This window comes from Actinomadura sp. 1N219 (genome assembly GCF_044326405.1).
In the GTDB taxonomy this organism is placed as follows: domain Bacteria; phylum Actinomycetota; class Actinomycetes; order Streptosporangiales; family Streptosporangiaceae; genus Spirillospora.
Genome location: NZ_JBIRAY010000001.1, coordinates 1209061 through 1226061, shown reverse-complemented (window position 1 = coordinate 1226061; position 17001 = coordinate 1209061). Strand labels below are relative to the sequence as shown.

Annotated in this window: 16 protein-coding genes; all 16 read right to left on the bottom strand. The window is 72.3% G+C overall.

Going from position 1 to position 17001, the window contains the following annotated elements; translation table 11 throughout:
- Positions 1–82: 82 nt before the first annotated feature.
- The 16 genes from ACH35V_RS05555 to ACH35V_RS05480 all read right to left on the bottom strand — a co-directional run bounded on the left by ACH35V_RS05555 (position 83) and on the right by ACH35V_RS05480 (position 16997).
- Positions 83–1006 (bottom strand): TauD/TfdA dioxygenase family protein, encoded by a 924-nt coding sequence (locus ACH35V_RS05555; protein ID WP_395970421.1) that lies wholly within the window; start codon positions 1004–1006, stop codon positions 83–85.
- 117 nt (positions 1007–1123) lie between these two features.
- Positions 1124–1744, bottom strand: coding sequence for a TetR/AcrR family transcriptional regulator (locus tag ACH35V_RS05550; protein ID WP_395970420.1), 621 nt, complete (start codon positions 1742–1744; stop codon positions 1124–1126).
- A 68-nt stretch (positions 1745–1812) separates the two neighbouring features.
- A complete protein-coding gene (locus ACH35V_RS05545) occupies positions 1813–2889 on the bottom strand; it encodes a glycosyltransferase family 2 protein (RefSeq protein WP_395970419.1) in 1077 nt (358 codons plus the stop codon).
- Position 2890: 1 nt separating this feature from the next.
- Entirely contained in the window at positions 2891–4267 is a 1377-nt protein-coding gene (locus ACH35V_RS05540) for an arylsulfotransferase family protein (protein ID WP_395970418.1), read from the bottom strand.
- 23 nt (positions 4268–4290) lie between these two features.
- The gene (locus ACH35V_RS05535; RefSeq protein ID WP_395970417.1) at positions 4291–5652 is read right to left on the bottom strand and encodes an MATE family efflux transporter; all 1362 of its coding nucleotides are present in this window, start codon (positions 5650–5652) and stop codon (positions 4291–4293) included.
- Between the two features lie 70 nt (positions 5653–5722).
- A complete protein-coding gene (locus ACH35V_RS05530) occupies positions 5723–6358 on the bottom strand; it encodes a hypothetical protein (protein ID WP_395970416.1) in 636 nt (211 codons plus the stop codon).
- Complete coding sequence (locus ACH35V_RS05525) at positions 6348–7466, bottom strand: hypothetical protein (protein WP_395970415.1); 1119 nt, start codon at positions 7464–7466, stop codon at positions 6348–6350. The genes ACH35V_RS05530 and ACH35V_RS05525 overlap by 11 nt, the downstream gene beginning before the upstream one ends.
- Positions 7467–7512: 46 nt before the next feature.
- Positions 7513–8172, bottom strand: coding sequence for a response regulator transcription factor (locus ACH35V_RS05520; protein ID WP_395970414.1), 660 nt, complete (start codon positions 8170–8172; stop codon positions 7513–7515).
- Positions 8173–8251: 79 nt separating this feature from the next.
- On the bottom strand, positions 8252–9133 hold the full coding sequence (locus tag ACH35V_RS05515; RefSeq protein ID WP_395970413.1) for an inositol monophosphatase family protein: 882 nt from the start codon (positions 9131–9133) through the stop codon (positions 8252–8254).
- A 20-nt stretch (positions 9134–9153) separates the two neighbouring features.
- Positions 9154–11136: a carbamoyltransferase gene (locus tag ACH35V_RS05510; protein WP_395970412.1), complete on the bottom strand. Its 1983-nt coding sequence runs from the start codon at positions 11134–11136 to the stop codon at positions 9154–9156.
- A gap of 9 nt (positions 11137–11145) precedes the next feature.
- Entirely contained in the window at positions 11146–12309 is a 1164-nt protein-coding gene (locus ACH35V_RS05505; RefSeq protein ID WP_395970411.1) for an inositol-3-phosphate synthase, read from the bottom strand.
- A gap of 4 nt (positions 12310–12313) precedes the next feature.
- Entirely contained in the window at positions 12314–13399 is a 1086-nt protein-coding gene (locus tag ACH35V_RS05500; protein ID WP_395970410.1) for a DegT/DnrJ/EryC1/StrS family aminotransferase, read from the bottom strand.
- Between the two features lie 95 nt (positions 13400–13494).
- A complete protein-coding gene (locus tag ACH35V_RS05495) occupies positions 13495–14199 on the bottom strand; it encodes a 4'-phosphopantetheinyl transferase family protein (RefSeq protein WP_395970409.1) in 705 nt (234 codons plus the stop codon).
- On the bottom strand, positions 14192–15349 hold the full coding sequence (locus ACH35V_RS05490) for an acyl-CoA dehydrogenase family protein (protein WP_395970408.1): 1158 nt from the start codon (positions 15347–15349) through the stop codon (positions 14192–14194). Before ACH35V_RS05490 ends, ACH35V_RS05495 begins: the two co-directional genes overlap by 8 nt.
- On the bottom strand, positions 15346–16029 hold the full coding sequence (locus ACH35V_RS05485) for a hypothetical protein (RefSeq protein ID WP_395970407.1): 684 nt from the start codon (positions 16027–16029) through the stop codon (positions 15346–15348). Before ACH35V_RS05485 ends, ACH35V_RS05490 begins: the two co-directional genes overlap by 4 nt.
- The gene (locus tag ACH35V_RS05480; RefSeq protein ID WP_395970406.1) at positions 16026–16997 is read right to left on the bottom strand and encodes a hypothetical protein; all 972 of its coding nucleotides are present in this window, start codon (positions 16995–16997) and stop codon (positions 16026–16028) included. Before ACH35V_RS05480 ends, ACH35V_RS05485 begins: the two co-directional genes overlap by 4 nt.
- Positions 16998–17001 lie beyond the last annotated feature (4 nt).

Below are 17001 nucleotides of genomic sequence, written 5' to 3'. Positions count from 1 at the left end.
AGGGAAGGGGGGTTGCGGGAGCGCTGTGGGAGTGCCGGGCGGTGTGCCAGGGGGCCGCACACCGCCCGGCGGGTACCGGGGGCTAGGAGATCGGCGCGCCCGCGATCGCGATGCGCTCCATGACGCGCCGCTGCGGGTAGTAGTCGTTGACCGCGTAGTGCTGGACGGCGATGTTGTCCCAGATCGCGATGGAGTCCGCCTGCCAGCGGAAGCGGACCTGGTACTCGGGGATGCGGGCCTGCAGCACGAGCTCGTCGAGCAGCTCGCGGTTCTCGTCCTCCGAGAGGCCCACGATCCGCGTGGTGAACGGCTCGTTGACGTACAGGGTCTTGCGTCCGGACACCGGGTGGCGGACGACCACGGGATGCTCCACGGGCGGCAGTTTCTCGCGGAACGCGGCCACCTGCTCGTCGGTCATCGTCGAGCCCCAGCTGGGCACCCAGTCGTGCACCGCGGTGAGGCCCTCGATGCGGGACTTCAGCTCGTCCGAGAGGTTGTCGTACGCGGCGCCCATGTCGGCCCAGATGGTGTCGCCGCCGGCGGCCGGCACCTCGACGGCGCGCAGCACCGAGCCGAGCGCCGGGGCCTTCATGAAGGAGTGGTCGCTGTGCCAGATGTTCTCGTTGCCGATGGCCTGGGCGTCCTTGGCGAGCCGCGAGACGCCGGCCGTCTCGGCCTTCGGGAAGAACGGGTTGACCTCGGGCGACCCCCACACGGCGGCGAGCGCGAGGTGGTCGTCCGGGGTGAAGTCGTGCTGGTCGCGGAAGAAGACGACCTTCCATTCCAGCAGCGCCCGGCGGAGCTCGGCGGCGGCGTCCTCGGCGATCGGCCGGGTCAGGTCGACGCCGCCGATCTCCGCGCCGATGTGCGGCGTGAGCGGGGCGATCTTGAGGATCTTGTACGAGCCCTGGGGGGCTCCCGGCGCGGCGCGTACCAGCGTCCGGCGCCCGTAGTGCTGCAGCGGCTTGTCAAGGACCGGCTGGGGGGCGGTGACCGGCGTGGCCATAACGTTCCTCCGCAGTGACGACTGTGTTTCGTTACTGGAAGTATCGATATTCACCCGCGCCAAGGCAAGGGTCTGCAAGCACCGAATTTCGCGAGCATGGTAAAAGAACGGTCCAACTCACGGCCGGACGGCCACCGCACGCCCGAGGAGCTCGACCAGCGCGTCCACCAGCCGCTCGTCGGGCGCCTCCATCTCCCCGACCAGCCGGAAGATCAGCGGGGCGGCCACCATCGTCGCCATGGCGGAGACGTCGGCGTCCGGGCGCACGTCCCCGCGGGCGATCCCGCGCTCCAGGATGTGCCGGGTCTCGGCCATGACCCGGAAGGTGTACTCCGCGTACGCGCTGCGCGCCGCCCCCGCCTCCGCCGCCGACCCGATCACGCCCGCCAGCAGCCGGTCGACCCCCGGCGCCCGGTAGGCGCGGGCGCGGGATTCCAGCACCAGCCGCAGCTCGGCCCTGAAGTCGCCCAGGTCGGGGACGGTCAGCGGCCCCACCCGCGACTCGGCGGCGGCGATGATCAGGTCCTGCTTGGTGGGCCAGCGGCGGTAGATGGCCGGCTTGCTGACGCCGGCCCGCTGGGCGACGGCGTCCATGGTGACCTGCGCCACACCCCGCTCGGCGACCAGCGCAACCACCGCGTCGAGCACGGCCGGGGCGACCCGCTCCTCCCGCGGCCGCCCCGGCCTCCGCCCCGTCCCGCGCCCCCGCTCAACTCTCCCCGCCTGCTCCTCCACCATGCTCAGAGAGTAGGGCCGACGCCCTGACCCATCTCGAGTGGACGGCATTTCGCGGGTGGGTGCGAGGTTTACATGGGAGCACCGGGGGTGTGGTGGACGGTCTGTTCGGACGGGTTCACCAGGTGACGCCAATCGTGGACGGGGGTGCCGTGTTTGGGGGTGTTGGGGAACATGTTGGGGATCAGGTCGTAGCGTTCTTCGTAGGCGAGGCGCAGCATTTCCAGGCGGACGGCCAGGCGTCGTTTGACGAAGGAGTCCGAGCTGGCGCCGTAGCGGCCGGAAGCCGATCCCGCGCGTTGGAATTTCTGCTGGGTCCATTCCTTTCCGCGTAGCGGGAAGTGGTGCATGAGGAGTGACGACGTGCTTTCCACGATCGGTCTCCTTTGGGGCGGGGCGGCGATGGTGTGCCGGCCGAGCATGAAGCGGAGTTCCCCCGGGTTTCGGAGGCGGAGCATCTGGTGTTTCCAGTGGCCCTCCGGGCAGGACGGGTTGGTGTGCCAGCGTGCGCTGGGCAGCTCGTCGAGCGGGTGGTGCCGCTGCCGGGGCGCGGACGAGCGGCCCGGGTAGTGCTCCAGGACGCGGCTGCCGACCGTGTCGACGGACGGCGGCAGGTCGCGGGCCAGGTCGCGGATCGTCAGGGCGCCAGGGCCGCGGGGGAACTCGTCGGCGTCGACCATGATCCACCAGACGGGGCGTCCGGCCGCCTCCGTCACCGCGTCGACGACCGTGCAGATGCGCTCGCTGCGACGCCGCTCGTGGAACTTGCCGTCGCTGGCGTCCTGGATCACGGTCGCCCCGGCGGCCTTCGCCTCGGTGGCCGACTCGTCGTCGGAGGCGTCGTCGATCACGAAGACCTCGTCGCAGCCCTGGAGGAACAGGTTCCTGACCGTCGCGTAGATGACGTCGTCCTCGTTCCAGACCTGGGTCAGCCCGTAGACGAGAGGTTCCTGCGAAGCTACGGCGACGTCCCGGCCATGGTCGAAGGTCTGCCAGGTGTGGATGTACCTCCGCCACCACGGCGCCTGCGGCGGGTTGCGTCGCCGGAGGCGGGCCACGAACCGTTCAAGGCCGTGGTACGGGTAGTCGATGAGCCTGGCCTGGGGGCCGTCATCGAAGAGGAAACCCTCCGTGTCCCAGACCTTCATCTCAGGCGTGCACCGGGACGACCGGTGAGGCGGCGAGCACGGAGTTCTCCGCGTCTAGCGCCTCGACCTGCACGAATGCCGCCTCATCCGGCAGTTTGACGGGGGTGTCCAGGCCGTCCCAGGGCACGGTGTCGGCTTCGCGCAGGGGGGTTTCGGCGGGCCCTGCGAGGAGCCGCCATCGGGCTACGCCTGTCGCGCCGTTCCAGACGGCGTGCACCATTCCGTCGGCGATCCTGGCTTCCGGGGGTGTGTCCGGACGGCCGTGCCATTCCTGGCGGTACACCCGGTAGGTGCTCCAGCCCTTCCCCTGGGGAGACTCGGCGTCGAACACCAGACGCCCGTCCGGGGAGAACTCGGAGATGCGCCCGGCCGATCCCCAGCTGATCAGGGTGTTGCCGTTCGGCAGTTCGACGGAGCTGCCCTCGACCGCCGCCGAGAGGTGCTCGGGGTGGGTGAGCTGCTTGACGTACGACGCGGTCCCGGTCCCGGCGTCCACGCGGACCCACACCACGCGCGACTCGTAGCCGAGCATGCCGACGTTCGCGCCGTTGTCGAAGACGCGGTACACGCCGTTCCCGACCGGCTGCGCGTCGTGCGGCCAGTTGAAGCGCACGCCGACGCCCAGCGTGAACGTGCTGTACCCGCTGCCGAGCTTCCAGCGGACGGCGCCCGTCCGCCGGTCGATCTTGTACACCGCCTGGGACGCGCGGGCCGTGACCACCAGGTCGCCGTCGTCGTCGACGGCGACGGAGTTCACGTGCAGGTGGTCCCACGGGCCGTCGCCCGCGATGACGACGGGCACGTCGCTCTCCTCGATCGGGATGTGCTCGAGCCCGCTCCAGTGCAGCAGCACCTCGCCGGTCGCCACGTCGATCTCCTCGACCACGCTGTCGATCACCCGGCCGGCCGCGGACCCGCCGATGCCCGACAGGTCGCACGGCTTGGTCTGGTAGCTGACGATCACCGCGGTGCCGCGCTCGGTCAGCAGGAACTCGTGCAGGTCGACCGGCTGGTCCCCGCCGGCCCGGACCGTCGCGATGACGCGGTAGGCGGTGTCGGCGATGTAGCACGTCCCCATGCCGACGCCCGTCATCGTCGGCTCGCCCTGCCACCAGGTCAGGACGGGCCGTCCCTGATACTCCTGGACTCGGACGTTGGTCGCGTACTGCCCTTCCGCTAGCGGCAGGAACCAGACGGGCCGTCCGCGGTCGTCGGCGATCTGCGGCCCGCGCGCCGCCCACGGCTCGAAGATGGACTGCTGCGACATGAGCAGGAGGCCGGGCGCGACGCCGTCGCGCAGGGTGGTCACGTTGATGCGGGGGACGTCCTCGTCTCCGGGGACGGTCGCGGGCTCGATCGTCGTCTCGTGGGTCGTCATGGGGCTTCCTCTCAGGTGGTTCGCTATCCGGTGACGGAACGGGTCTTGCCGTCGCGGATCGGCGGCGCCCGGCGCCGGCGATGCTTGGGCGAGGCCCGCATCCGGTAGTCCCGGAGCCGGACGAACACCAGCGCCGCGACGACGGCCACGACGCCCGCCGCGTTCATCCCGCTCATCGCCCCGTAGACGGGGGCCGGGTCATCGGCCCCCCGTCCGGCGACCGCGGCGATGCCGACCGAGCCGAGGACGTAGATCGCGGTGCCGGTGAGCGCGAGCAGCGCGCCGCCGATCTGCTCCAGCGCCACCAGCGAGGTGAGGACCAGGCAGAGCACGAGGTAGCTCGGCCCCACGATCGCGATGTAGTGCGCGGTCTCCCCCGCGATCTGCTCGTTCTCGGCGGTCAGGCCGCCGATCACGCCGCGCAGCAGCCAGACCGCCGGGACGATCACCAGGTAGACCGCCAGCGACATCCAGAGCGCGGCGCGCAGCACCGGAAGGAGCGGGATGCGCTCGTCGGCGCCGCGCCGCTGGTTCATCACGATGGCGGTCGCCGAGCCGAGCACCACCGCCGGCATGATGATCAGGTTCTGCAGCGTGACCGCCGTGCCGAACCCGGCGATCACGTTCGGGCCGAAGGGCTTCAGCATCATCACGAAGACGAAGTTCAGCCCGAACATCACGAGGTTGGTCAGGCTCACCGGGATCCCCGTCCGCAGGAGGACGCCGAGGACCTCCGGCCGCCACCCCCGGCCCTGCAGCAGCCCGGCGCGCCCGAGCATGACCATGCCGAACGCGCCGGCGACGACTCCGTTGAGGGCGGTGGCCAGGGGCAGCGCGGAGATGCCGAGGTCCAGGCCGAACCCGAGGACGCTCAGCCCGGCGATCTCCACCGCGATGCCGGTGATCATGATCGTCGCGCCCGTCCCGGCCCGGCCCATCCCGCGCAGGGTGGACGTGCACAGCACCGGCCACGCCAGCGTCAGGTTCGCGATCGACATCCAGCGCAGGAACGTCACGAAGTCGTCCGCGATCTCCGGCGCGGCGCCGAGGACGTTCGCCAGCGCCGGGGCGGCGACGATCAGCCCGCCCGCGAGCACGAGCCCGGCGACGGCCCAGACGAGCGCCAGGCTCAGCATCGTGGCCATCGCGTCCGGCTCGCCGCGGCCCGAGCGCAGCGCGCTGATCGTCTGGCTCGCGATGTCGAACGCGATCTGCACCGCGAAGAAGAGGAACGCGAGCGGCATGTACAGGGCGCGGACCTGGATGGCCTCGGTGCCCATCCAGCCCATCATGGCGACGATCACGACCGGCACCATGACGGCGAGGGTCTGCGCCGCGGCCATCGGGACGGCCAGGCGACCGATCCGCCGCCAGTGTTCGCTCATGACCAGAAGACTCGTCCGGGCACGGGCACCCTGATCAGCCTCATCCGACCGCGACTTCCGGCTGACCGACCTACCTGCCCGGACGGGCATGGCCCGGCGGGGGCTCTCGGTAGGCGTCCCGGAGCGCCGACCGGCGGACGGCGGCATAGTGCCGGTCGACGCGCGGCGGCAGGTCTCGGTGCGGGCTCAGGAAATGCGGCGCCAGGTCCGCGCGGTGCTGCCGCCAACCGGACGCGGGACGGCAGAGGCGGGTCGAGGCGGGCAGCGTCCATTCGCCGGAGAAATCTTCGGGTGCGTCGATCCAGCGTTCGGACGCGTCGATCTCGGCGAGGGCCTTTTCGTGGTCCGGTCCCGCCTCTGGCGCCAGCGCGGTCCAGTGGGCGGCGCGCGTCTGGAACCGTGCTTCACGCAGTTCGGGGACGCGTTCGACGGTGACGACGATGGGGAGCACGGCACGTGCGGTCAGCGTCTCGCATGCCAGCATCGACAGCGTCGGCCCAGGTGCTTCACGGGCGGTGTCCTCTGCGGCGAACGGCACCGTCCAGCGTCGGCGCTCGTCGCGGGCGCCGCACGCCGGGCACGGCAGCGGCCGGACCGTGACGAGCGTCCCGATCCCGTCGGTCGGGACGAACGGCGCGGGCAGCAGCAGGGCGGCGGCCTCCCGGCGGGCCATGGCCGTCGCCGTCACGATCAGGTCAGCGGCCATCGGATCCTCCGCCGCTCGCGTCCTCGCCGCTCGCGAGCCCGTGCCCGACGGCGGTCAGGCCCAGCTCGACCAGATCGGCCCGGTCCTTCCCGGCGAAGAGCTTCAGGTCGGGCGCCGACAGCCCGGACTCGATCCACGACTCGATCGCGTGCCGGGCGAGCGGGCCGCCGGAGGACGGGGCGTCCGGGCCGCGCGCGGCGTCGGCACCGCGCGCGGCGTCGGCGCCGAGGAGGTAGCCCGCCGCCCACACCTCGGTCGAGGTCCGCAGGAGTTCGGTGGGCACGCGGGCGAGGTGGGACGCCGCCGCGTCGAGCACCGTCTCGGGAGGCGGTCCGATGGCGTCGCAGGCGTCGTACCAGTACCAGCCGAACTTGTGCTCGACGGGATCGCGGTGCACCAGCCGTACGCCGCACCGCGACTCCAGGAGTTCGACGGTGTAGGGGCCGGGCTCGGTCCCGGGCCCGCCCGACCAGTGGCCGCCCGACCAGTGGCCGGACGGCATCGCCTCGCCTTGGACGAAGACCGTCGCCCGCAGCCCGCCCTCGTGCCCGACGATCGTGCGTTCCGCGCCGTGGTCGACCAGGTGGGGCACCGTCGCGACGACCGGGATCCCCCGCTCGCGGCAGAAGATCACCACCATCTCGTCGTCGTCCTGCACCTCGTCGGGAATGCCGGCGAGGTAGGCGGCCAGCTCGCGGGCCCTGTCCACGGGCAGGACGAAGCCCTGGCACGGGGTCCACTCGGTGCGCGAGAGCGGCGCGTACGCCGCGCCCGCGACGGCCGCCCGCCGGACGAGGTAGGAGTTCTGCGGGCTGTCCCAGTGCGAGTACAGCGAGACACCGCACCCGGGATTGCGGGCGACCGTCTCATGCAACTGCCCGGCGAATCCCGGCGCGAGGACGACGTCGTCCTGGAGCACCAGATGGTGGGTGGCACCGGCGGCGATCTCCGCCCAGGCCCGCTTGGCGGTACGGAGCGGGCTCGGCGCTCCGTCGGGCTCGGGGTCGCACACCGGGGTGGCCCGCAGCGGGGCGCAGCCCGCCACCAGTTCCGGGATCCGCGCCTTTCTGCGCGGGTGATACATGATCGAGACACTGATATGGATCACGCGCGCTCTTTCCGCCGGAAGTGCATATCCGAATGGCCGGCGCCGATCATGCGGCGGTGATGATCCCCTGCTTGATGGCGATCACGACGGCGGCGGTGCGGTTCGGCGCGCCGAGCTTCAGCATGACGCTGGTGACCAGCCGCTTGGCGCCGTGGTCGGAGATCGACAGGCGGCGCGCGATCTGCTTGTTGCTCAGCCCCTCGGCCAGCAGCACCAGGGTCTCGTTCTCGCGGGGGGTGAGCACGGCCCCGCGCGTCGGCCCGGCGGGCGTCGGCGCGCCCGCGCGGGCCAGCAGCTCGCGTCCCATCCGCACCGGCATCGGCATCTCGCCGAGCATCATCCGGTCCAGCACCTCGGCGAGGTCGGGCGCGGTCAGGTCCTGCTGGATCAGGAACCCGTCGGCGCCGGCGGCGGAGACGAGCGAGGAGCCCGACGCCTCCTGCTCGTCGAGCAGCATGAGCACCTTGGCCCGGTGCCGGGCGATGGCGAGCTCCGCCGCGATCGCGCTCTCCGCGCTGGTGACGATGAGCACGTCCACCTCGCCCTCGGCGACGGCCTGGTCGACGGCGGGACGCGTCGTGCAGTGGTGCACCTGCCCGACCCTCGGCAGGATGCGCAGGACCGCCTCCAGACCGCGGCCGAGGACGACGTTCTTCACATAAACCACGACGTTCAGGCAATCGATCTTCGTGGCGTCGTTCATCATTTCGTTCACTGTCCCCTCTGGGTGGCGATGGGGCGCCCGAATGTGCGGGCGTTCGCCATGAAATAGGAGCGCCGTCCGGTCAGGCCAGACCGTTGTCGTCTTCGCGCCAATCGCGGAGGAACGCGAACTTGTCGAGCGATTCGACGACGGCCGCGCCGAGATCGGCGAGGCCGGGCCGCCACGCGGCGAAGGCGCCCGGACGCGTCGGGGACGGCCCGTCCGGGGCCGGCGGCTCGTCGGGAACAGGCGGCTCGTCGGGAACAGTGGTGAACGCGCCCCCGGACGCGGTCACCAGCACGCGGCCGGCGGCGTAGTCCCAGGGGAACGCGTCGGGGGTGACCGCCATGTCGGCCCGGCCGGTGGCCACATAGGCGAGGGCGAGCGCGGACGATCCGATCCTGCGGACGTCGGCGGCGGCCAGCAGCCTGGTGAACAGCTCTAGCTCGGCGGGGTCGGCGGCGGTTCCCGCGCGGGGAAGGTCGGTCAGGATCATCGGCACCGCGCGTTCGGGCGGGCGTTCGACCGGGCGGCCGTTGCGGAGAATCCGCTCGGCGGTGGCGGTGTAGAGCTCGTCGCGCGCGGGCTCGTACACGCACCCTCCGGCCGGGACGCCGTCCACCGTGAGGCCGATGGACACGCAGAACAGCGGGAGGCCGCGCGCGAAGTTGTGGGTGCCGTCGATCGGGTCGACGTACCAGCGCACATCGCTCGCCGCGCCGCCGCCCACGCCTCGCGCGCCGCCCTCCTCGCCGATGACGGCGGAACCCGGGCAGGCCGCGGTCAGGTCAGCGCTGATCATCGCCTCGACCGCGGCGTCCAGCTCGGTGACCACATCGTGCTCGTGGGTGCCCGCCTTGGCGCGGGCGTCCGCTCCGCGTCCGGAGTTCTCCATCAGATGGCGCCCGGCTCGCCGCGCGGCCCGCGCCGACGCGTCCACCAGACGCCGGACGTCGCCTTCCATTTCCGCGATACGCCCGGCCCTCAGTCCCGGGGAGCGAGATCCAGCAGGCGGTCCCGCCAGAGGGCCTCGATCTCCTCCAGGGTCCGCAGGCCGGCGGACGTGGAGGCGTCGACGCCGAGGTCGACCAGCCGCGCGGAGCCGTCCGCCTTGCGGAGGATCTCGAAGGTCTGGTCGCCGACGTCGGACGATTTCGCGATGGCGTAGTTCGCCGTCAGCCGGCCGGTCTCGCCCGTGGCGGTAACGGTCTTCTCCAGGAGGGCGAAGGCGGGAAGGGTCGGCACCAGATTGGCGATTTCCATCGCGGTGCGGTCGCGTTTGGTGACGACGTAATCGCCGATCACCAGGCGGTCCAGGCCGGTGGTGAGGAAGCAGCGGACGCCGTCCCGGACGGAATCGACGATCGGTTCGGCATGGTTGTTGAACGAGGTGTTCAGCAGCAACGGGAAACCGGTCTGCTTCTCGAATTCCTCCAGCAGTTCCCAGTAGCGGGGATTCACCTCGCGGGCCACGGCATGGACCCGCGCGGTGCCGTCCACGTGGGTGATCGCGGCGAGGGCGGAACGGTACTCGGAACGGACGGGAACGGTGAAGACCATGAAGTCGGGAGTGGGCGCGTCAGCGGGAAACTCGAAATAGTCGCGCAGGCTCTCGGCCTGGACCGACGGCGCGAACGGACGGTACGACTCCCGGTTCTTCACCATGAGGTTGACCCGACTGTGGTTCTCCTGCGGCCGGGGGTCGGCGAGGATGCTGCGGTTGCCCAGGGCGCGCGGGCCGAACTCGGAACGGCCCTGCATCCAACCGACCACCTCGCCGCCGGCGATGCGGGCCGCGGTCTCGCCTGCGACGTCGTCCGAACGCCGGTAGGTCACGAATTCCGCCCAGCGGTCGAGTTCGGCCGCGATCGCGTCCTGGGCCGGGAGGCCGGGCCCCCAGAAGACGCTGCGGACGCGGTCGCGCGTCAGGCCGCCAGCCGACTCCTGGTGGACGCGCAGCGCCGCGCCGAGCGCCGCCCCCGCATCGTGGGCGGCCGGGTGCACGAAGACGTCGTCGAAGTCGCCGCAGGCCAGGAGTTTCCCGTTCAGCGTGCAGTTCTGCCCGACGCCGCCCGCGATGGCGAGGCGCCGGTGGCCGGTGACCCGCCGCCAGTGCGCGATCATGTGCCCGGCGAGCTCCTCGGTGGCGCGCTGCAGGCCCGCGGCGAAGTCCATGTGCCGCTGCGTCATCGGCTCGCCCTTGCGGCGCGGGACGACGCCCGCGCGGAGCGCCAGCAGCTTCAGGTCCTGGTGGTTCATCCCGTAGCGGCCGTCATCGCGGAGGCGGTACAGGTCGGCGAACAGCCCCGCGTAGACGTCCGGGTCCCCGTACGGGGCCAGGCCCATCACCTTGTACTCGTCGAACAGCCGGTAACCGAGGATCTCCGTTCCGGCGGTGTAGAGATGGCCGATGGAATGGTCGATGTCCTCGGAGCTCAGCCGTTCGACGCTGTCTCCCTCAGCGCTGTAGAAGGACGTCGAGACGCCTTCTCCCTGACCGTCCATGACCACGACCAGAGCGTCGTCATAGCCCGACTGCGGATAGGTCGAATAGGCGTGCGAGAGGTGGTGCGGGACGAAGGCGAGCTTGTCGTCGGGAACGTCCTCCCCGAACGCCTCCCGGATCCGGTCGGCGATGAGCCGCCTGCTCCATTGGACGCCCGTCTCCGGATGCGCGGAATACAGCTGGAACAGGACCTTGTCGACCCATTCTTCGGCGAAGAAGAACGCGATCCGGTCGAGCTGCCGGAAGGTGATCCCCGCGCGGTCCAGGCACGCGCGGATGGCCGCGCCGGGAAAGCGGTTGGTGTGCTTGATCCGGCTCAGCCGCTCCTGCTCGACGGCGGCCACCACCTGCCCGTCGTGCAGCAGGACGGCGGACGCGTCATGAAAGAAGTACTCCGGCAACCCGGGAACGAAATCCTCGTTGGGACGGGAGAAGAAACCGTTGATTCCCAGTACGTACATGAAGGCCCCTCACGCCCCGCCGGACGAGCCCTCGCGGGACAAGCCGTCGCGGGACGAGCCGTCGCGGGACGAGCCGTCGCGGATCCAGCGCCGCAGCTGGTCCTTGGCGACCAGGTCCGACTCCTGGGCGACGGCGCGCGGCGGGGCCTTGAACAGCCAGGCGGAGACCCACTCGTCGACCGCCACGTCCCCCCGGTCCATCGCAAGCTTGGCGATGCGGGCGGCGTCGATGACCACGCCCGCCGAGTTGGGCGAGTCGGGGACGGTGAGCTGGACCTCCAGCTCGATCGGCGCGCCGCCGAAGCCCAGGCCCTCGCACCGGATGAACGCCTTCTTGGTGTCGCCGAGGAAGGGGACGTAGTCCGACGGGCCGATGTGCACGCTGTCGTCGGACAGCTCCCCGGTGTAGGCGTCGGTCACTGCCGAGGTCTTGGAGCGGCGCTTGGACGCCAGCCGCTCCTGCTCCAGCATGTTGTAGAAGTCCATGTTGCCGCCGACGTTCAGCTGGTAGGTCCGCTGCAGCGCGACGCCGCGGTCCGCGAAGGCCCGGACCAGGGCGCGGTGCACGTACGTCGCGCCGAGCTGGGACTTGATGTCGTCGCCGATCAGCGGCAGGCCCGCCGCGCGGAACCGCTCCCGCCAGGGGCCCTCGGACGCGATGAACGCCGGGATGTTGTTGACGAACGCGACACCCGCCTCCAGCGCGGTCTCGGCCCACCACTCGGACGCGGCCTGCGACCCGACCGGCAGGTAGCTGAGCAGCACGTCCACCCCGGCCGCGCGGATCTGCTCGACGACCTCGGCGCGGTCCTGGCCCGGCTCCTCCGGGGCGAGGCCGATGCGCTCCTGGTAGCGGTTGCCCGCACCGTCGAGGGTGGGGGCGCGCAGCACCTCGACATCGGCGGCGACGGGCAGCAGCTCGTCCTGCGGGATGCCGACGTGGAGGTTCTGCCCGGCGGCGCGGGCGGACCAGAGGTCCTTGCCGACCTTCTCGGTGTCGACGTCCCAGGCCGCGACGGGCTCCACTGATCCGGCCGCGTAGGGGCCGATGAGCGGGAACATCAGCCCGGCGGTGACGTCGGGATGGGCCCGGTAGAAGGCGGTGCCCTCGATCAGGGCGCGGGCGCAGTTGCCGACGCCGATGATCCCCACGCGAACTTGCGAGTTGTCCATGTCTTCAGCCTTCTCTGATCGTTTCCAACAGGACGCAGACCTGGTCGACCTCGTCGTCGGTCCAGGTCATCGGGGGGCATGCCTCGGTGCCGAGGCAGAGCGTCCCGGCCGCGGCCCGCTCTGCGACCGGCCGCGGAGGCTGCCCGTCCGGGCGGAACGCGGGGTGCCGGTGGACCGGGACCGCGCCCCAGCGATGGGTCGGGACGCCCGCCTCGGCGAGCGCGCGTTCCATCCGGCCCGCGGCGCGCGGGTTCCAGTCGGGCGCGCCGAAGCGCACCTTGTGCCAGCCGGGTTCGGCGCCGGCGGGCACGTGCTGCCGCCACAGCCCGGCCCGGTCGAGCGCGGCGTGCAGCCGGCCGGTGACCTCCCGGGACCTGGCGGTCCAATGGCCGAGCCGGCCGAGCCGGTGCCCGACCATCACCATCGACAGCTCGGAGGGCCGCCAGTTGTGCCCGCCGGGCCACACCACGCCCGCGTTGGAGCGGGATCGTCCCGCGGGCACTCCGTAGTCGCGCAGTTCGCGCATGTGGTCGGCGAGGGCGGGGTCGCTCGTGGTGACGGCGCCGCCATCGGGGGCGGTGACCATCTTGGACGCGGAGAACGACCAGGCGTGCGTGCCGATGGCGCCGACGTGCCGCCCGCCGATCCGGGTGCCGAGCGACTGGCAGGCGTCGGTCAGCACCGCGTCCCGGGGCAGCCCGTGCGGGACGCCGTGCAGGTCGACGGCGATGGTCAGCCCGCCGTCCGCGGCGGCCGGGTCGAGCGTCAGCGTGTCCGGAGCGACGTCGGCGAAGCGCAGGGCCGCGCCGATGTGCCGGGCCCCGGTCACGGTCCCGGCGAAGGTGAAGGCCGGGATCGTGACGGGCGCGCCGCGCTCGGCGCCCATCGCGTACAGGGCCGCGTGCAGCGCGGAGGTGCAGCTGTTGAACGCCACCGCGTGCGGGGCGCCGGTCAGCTCCGCCATCCGCCGCTCGACCTCTTCGGTCCACACGCCGTCGGTCCAGCTGCGGGAGCCCGCGGTCTCGGCGAGGAGCTCGCGCTCCTCCGCCGTCGGCGCGGCCGGCCATCGCCGCTCCCGCAATTCCAACATTTCGCATCGCCTCCGAGGCGCTATTCCTGGCATTTCGGCTCGCAGCTAAAGTGTGGCCGCAGGCAACGGTATTGATAACACCTGAGTGGACGCGCTTACGCGCTCCCCAGATAGGCATGCCTGACGATGATCGGAAACCGCCGGACGCCCTCGACGGCCACCGCCGCGAGATGGCCGCCGCGCAGCGTCAGGTCGGACACCGTCCATTCGCCCGGGACCCGGCCCGCCGGGTCCCGGACGGGGCGGGCGGCGTCCGCCACGGGGATGCCCAGCCCCTCGACCATGCGTCCTCCGGCGGCCTTGACCACGGCTTCCTTGCGCGTCCACAGCCGGACGAAGGTCTCCCCCGGGCACCTGGCGGAGGCGACCAGACGGGCCTCGCCGGGCGGGAAGTAGCGGCCGGCCAGGCGCACCGGGGACAGCCCGGCGCGGGGCGCGTCCACGTCGATCCCGACCTCCCGCCCGCGCGTCACGGCGAGCACGCCGACCCCGGCGGAATGCGAGAGATTGAAATGGATTCCGCCCGGGATGCGCGGTTTACCGTTCCCGTCCCGCTCGAAGTACAGCGCCTCCGGACGGGCGCCGAGATATCCGGCGAGAATCCGGCGGACGGCTCCCCTGGAAACGGTGAAATGGCGCCGTTCGGCGGGCTTTCGGAGGCGCGCGGCGCGCATCGTCTCGTCCGCGCTCAGCATGCGGGACAGATCCGCCGTGACGCTGGGCGGGGCGTCCAGAGCGAACGTCCAGACGTCCACGCCGGTCCCGGCGGCGTCCTTGTCAGGCACCGGCTTGTCAGGCATCGGCCGGCTTCCGCTGGGCGAGGCCGGTGAAGAGGTTCAGCTTCTGGATGTTGCCGGTGCCCTCCATGAACTCCACGCCGCGCGCGTCCCGGGCGAGCTTGTCCAGCAGGGGGTGCTCCAGCCGCGCGCCGGGACCGAAGAAGGCGAGCGCCTCGCGGGTCGCGTCCTCGGCCAGCCGGGACGCCCGCGCCTTCGCCGCCGACGCCAGCGCGCCCGCCGCCGGATCGCCCGCGTCCACCGCGAGCGCCGCCCGCCAGATGAGCTGCCGGGCGCACTCGATCCGGTGCCCGAGATCCTCCAGCCTGGCGCGCTCGGACGGACGGAGGGCGGCGCGCTCCGTCCGGACGTACTCGTGGGCGGCCCGCGCGATCCCCAGCCCGAACGCCGCGACGCCGGGCCGCAGCCGGTTCAGCCCCTGCACCGCGGCCCACATGCCGCGCTGGGTGGGCCGCAGATGCCGGCCGAGGACGCGGTCGGCGGGCACCCGCACCCCGTCCAGCGAGACGGCGCAGATCCGCAGGCCGCGCAGGCCGAGGGTCTCCAGCGGCTCGGCGGTGAAGCCGGGGTCGGACGTCTCGGCGAGCACCGCCGTCACGCCGAGCGGGCCCGGCCGGGTCCGGGCGAACACGACCCCGATGTCGGCGCGGGCCGCGTTGCCGATGTACCGCTTGACGCCGTTCAGCACGAGCGCGTCGCCGTCCTGGGCTGCCGTGGTACGCATCGCGCCCGCGTCCGAGCCGCCCCCGGGCTCGGTCAGCGCGAAGAACGTCCAGGTGGGACGCTCCAGGATGCGGCCGTAGAACCATTCCTTCTGCCGCTCGTCGCCCATCGCGTCGACCAGCACGCCGGACATGACCGGGCCGGGCGCGGCCAGCAGCATTCCCGCGTCGCCGACCGCGATCTCCTCGGCGAACACGACCCGCTCCAGGGTGCCGGTGCCGTAGAAGCGGTGCCCCTCGACGATCACGGGGTGCGGGTTGTACTCGGGCGGGACGGGCATCCGGGTCAGATACGACACGATCCCGACGTCCAGATGGCGGTGGATCGCGTCGGGGTCGCGGTCGAGCTCCAGCGCGAGCGGTTTCAGCTCCCGGGCCCACTCCCGCGCGCGCCGCCGGATCGCGGCCGTCCGCGCGTCGAGTTCGATCATGGCGTGGCTCCGTCCGGTGAAGGGCCGGCATAGGCGTCGGCGAGCAGTTCGGAGGCGTGGGCGACGCCGCCGGGGCCGTCCCGCAGGAATCCAGCGGCGCCCAGCAGCCGCAGCAGCATCCGGTCGCTTTCGGTGATCTGGACGTGCAGCCGGGTCACGGTGTCGTCGTCCGGGTCGCCGGGGACGGCGCCGTCCAGCATCGTCTCGATCTCCAGGTGCGCGGTCAGGACGTCGGCGACCTGGCCCTTCACCATCTGCTGCTGCAGGAGCCGGGAGTCGCCGACGGTGCGTCCCGCCAGGTGCTCAAGCACGGTGTCGCGCAGCCGTTCGGACAGGCCGAGCCGCAGCCGGGCCAGCCCCAGCGACCATGCCGCGCGATCCGGGTCATCGTCGTCCGGGGCGTCCGCGTCCGGGTCCGGGTCCGGGTCCGGGTTCTTTAGTGCGCGGAGCGTTTCTCCCTCGACCGGCAGCGTGTCGAGGACGGTCATCCCCGCGCCGAGCGGCTCCGGGACCACGGCGTGCCCTCCCGGGCCCCAGGGGATCCGGTCGCCGTACAGGTCGTCCAGCAGGCGGCGCAGTGCCGGGAGCAGGCCCTCCGAACGGGCGATCCGGCGGTGGTCCGCCAGCGGGCCGGAGCGCGCGCCGCTCGCGTCCGCCGGGGACGCGGTCAGGTCGGTCATGACGGAGGCTCCTCCATTTCCGGCGCGTTCAGCGTGGCCGTGGCCACGCACAGGTAGTGCAGGACGGGGTCGTGGTCGGCGACGACCACGCGGCGGGGCCCGGACGAGGCGAGGTCCGGAAGGGCCTCCGCCAGTTCCCGCCAAGGCCCGGTGCAGGGACGCCCGGGTTCCGCACGGCGCACGTCGATGGGGCGGCCGTGCGCGTCGAGGCGGGTCGCGTCCAGGTCCGCGCCGGTGATCAGCGTGAGCGGCAGGTCGCCGGTGTGCGGCGGCCCGGCGATGGCCTCGTCGAGCAAGGCTCCGACCTGGCCCGGTGTGACGCCGGTGAACCGCCGGGTCTGGAAGCCGCCCGCCGCTCCCGTGTCGTCGAAGAGGAGGGCGACGGCGCTGTCGTGCAGCGGCACGCCCGCCGCCCCCTCGGTGTCGTACAGGAACGTCCGCTGGTCGACCAGTACCAGCAGGACGCGCCGGAACCCGTCGTCCCGGGCGTACTGCTCGGCCAGGCGCAGCGCGGTGAACCCGGTGGTCGGCCCCTGGTCGGAGACGTTGAAGGCCAGCGCGTCGCCCGGCAGCGCCTCGGTGAGGAAGCAGGACGGCGAACGCCGGGGATCGGCGTCCGGGGCGCTGTTGGCCACCAGTACCAGATCCACCGGGCCGCCGGGCTCGCCGAGGTCGGCGAGCAGGGCCTGCGTCATCTCGGTGTAGGTGTTCCGGCGGCCCGACTTCAGCCGGTCCGGCAGGTAGGCGACGCCGTACGGGCGGGCCAGGTCGGACTGCATCCGGTCGAGCCCCGGTTCGACCGGGTCGGGCAGGAAGGGCGGCCCCTCGCCGAACGTCCGGCTCACCGCCCGGGCGAGCCGGAGCGGCGCCGGGCCGGACGGAGCCGGGCCGGGCAGGGCCGTGCCGGACGGAGCCGGGCCGGGCGGGGCCGCCGTGCGCGGCGTCTCCGGGGAGGTCGCGAGGTACATCGCG

Excerpts from the sequence above, each read along its gene's own strand:
- ACH35V_RS05555 (WP_395970421.1), bottom strand. The coding sequence starts at position 1,006 with ATGGCCACGCCGGTCACCGCCCCCCAGCCGGTCCTTGACAAGCCGCTG.
- ACH35V_RS05550 (WP_395970420.1), bottom strand. The coding sequence starts at position 1,744 with ATGGTGGAGGAGCAGGCGGGGAGAGTTGAGCGGGGGCGCGGGACGGGG.
- ACH35V_RS05545 (WP_395970419.1), bottom strand. The coding sequence starts at position 2,889 with ATGAAGGTCTGGGACACGGAGGGTTTCCTCTTCGATGACGGCCCCCAG.
- ACH35V_RS05540 (WP_395970418.1), bottom strand. The coding sequence starts at position 4,267 with ATGACGACCCACGAGACGACGATCGAGCCCGCGACCGTCCCCGGAGAC.
- ACH35V_RS05535 (WP_395970417.1), bottom strand. The coding sequence starts at position 5,652 with ATGAGCGAACACTGGCGGCGGATCGGTCGCCTGGCCGTCCCGATGGCC.
- ACH35V_RS05530 (WP_395970416.1), bottom strand. The coding sequence starts at position 6,358 with ATGGCCGCTGACCTGATCGTGACGGCGACGGCCATGGCCCGCCGGGAG.
- ACH35V_RS05520 (WP_395970414.1), bottom strand. The coding sequence starts at position 8,172 with ATGATGAACGACGCCACGAAGATCGATTGCCTGAACGTCGTGGTTTAT.
- ACH35V_RS05515 (WP_395970413.1), bottom strand. The coding sequence starts at position 9,133 with ATGGAAGGCGACGTCCGGCGTCTGGTGGACGCGTCGGCGCGGGCCGCG.
- ACH35V_RS05510 (WP_395970412.1), bottom strand. The coding sequence starts at position 11,136 with ATGTACGTACTGGGAATCAACGGTTTCTTCTCCCGTCCCAACGAGGAT.
- ACH35V_RS05505 (WP_395970411.1), bottom strand. The coding sequence starts at position 12,309 with ATGGACAACTCGCAAGTTCGCGTGGGGATCATCGGCGTCGGCAACTGC.
- ACH35V_RS05500 (WP_395970410.1), bottom strand. The coding sequence starts at position 13,399 with ATGTTGGAATTGCGGGAGCGGCGATGGCCGGCCGCGCCGACGGCGGAG.
- ACH35V_RS05495 (WP_395970409.1), bottom strand. The coding sequence starts at position 14,199 with ATGCCTGACAAGCCGGTGCCTGACAAGGACGCCGCCGGGACCGGCGTG.
- ACH35V_RS05490 (WP_395970408.1), bottom strand. The coding sequence starts at position 15,349 with ATGATCGAACTCGACGCGCGGACGGCCGCGATCCGGCGGCGCGCGCGG.
- ACH35V_RS05485 (WP_395970407.1), bottom strand. The coding sequence starts at position 16,029 with ATGACCGACCTGACCGCGTCCCCGGCGGACGCGAGCGGCGCGCGCTCC.
- ACH35V_RS05480 (WP_395970406.1), bottom strand. The coding sequence starts at position 16,997 with ATGTACCTCGCGACCTCCCCGGAGACGCCGCGCACGGCGGCCCCGCCC.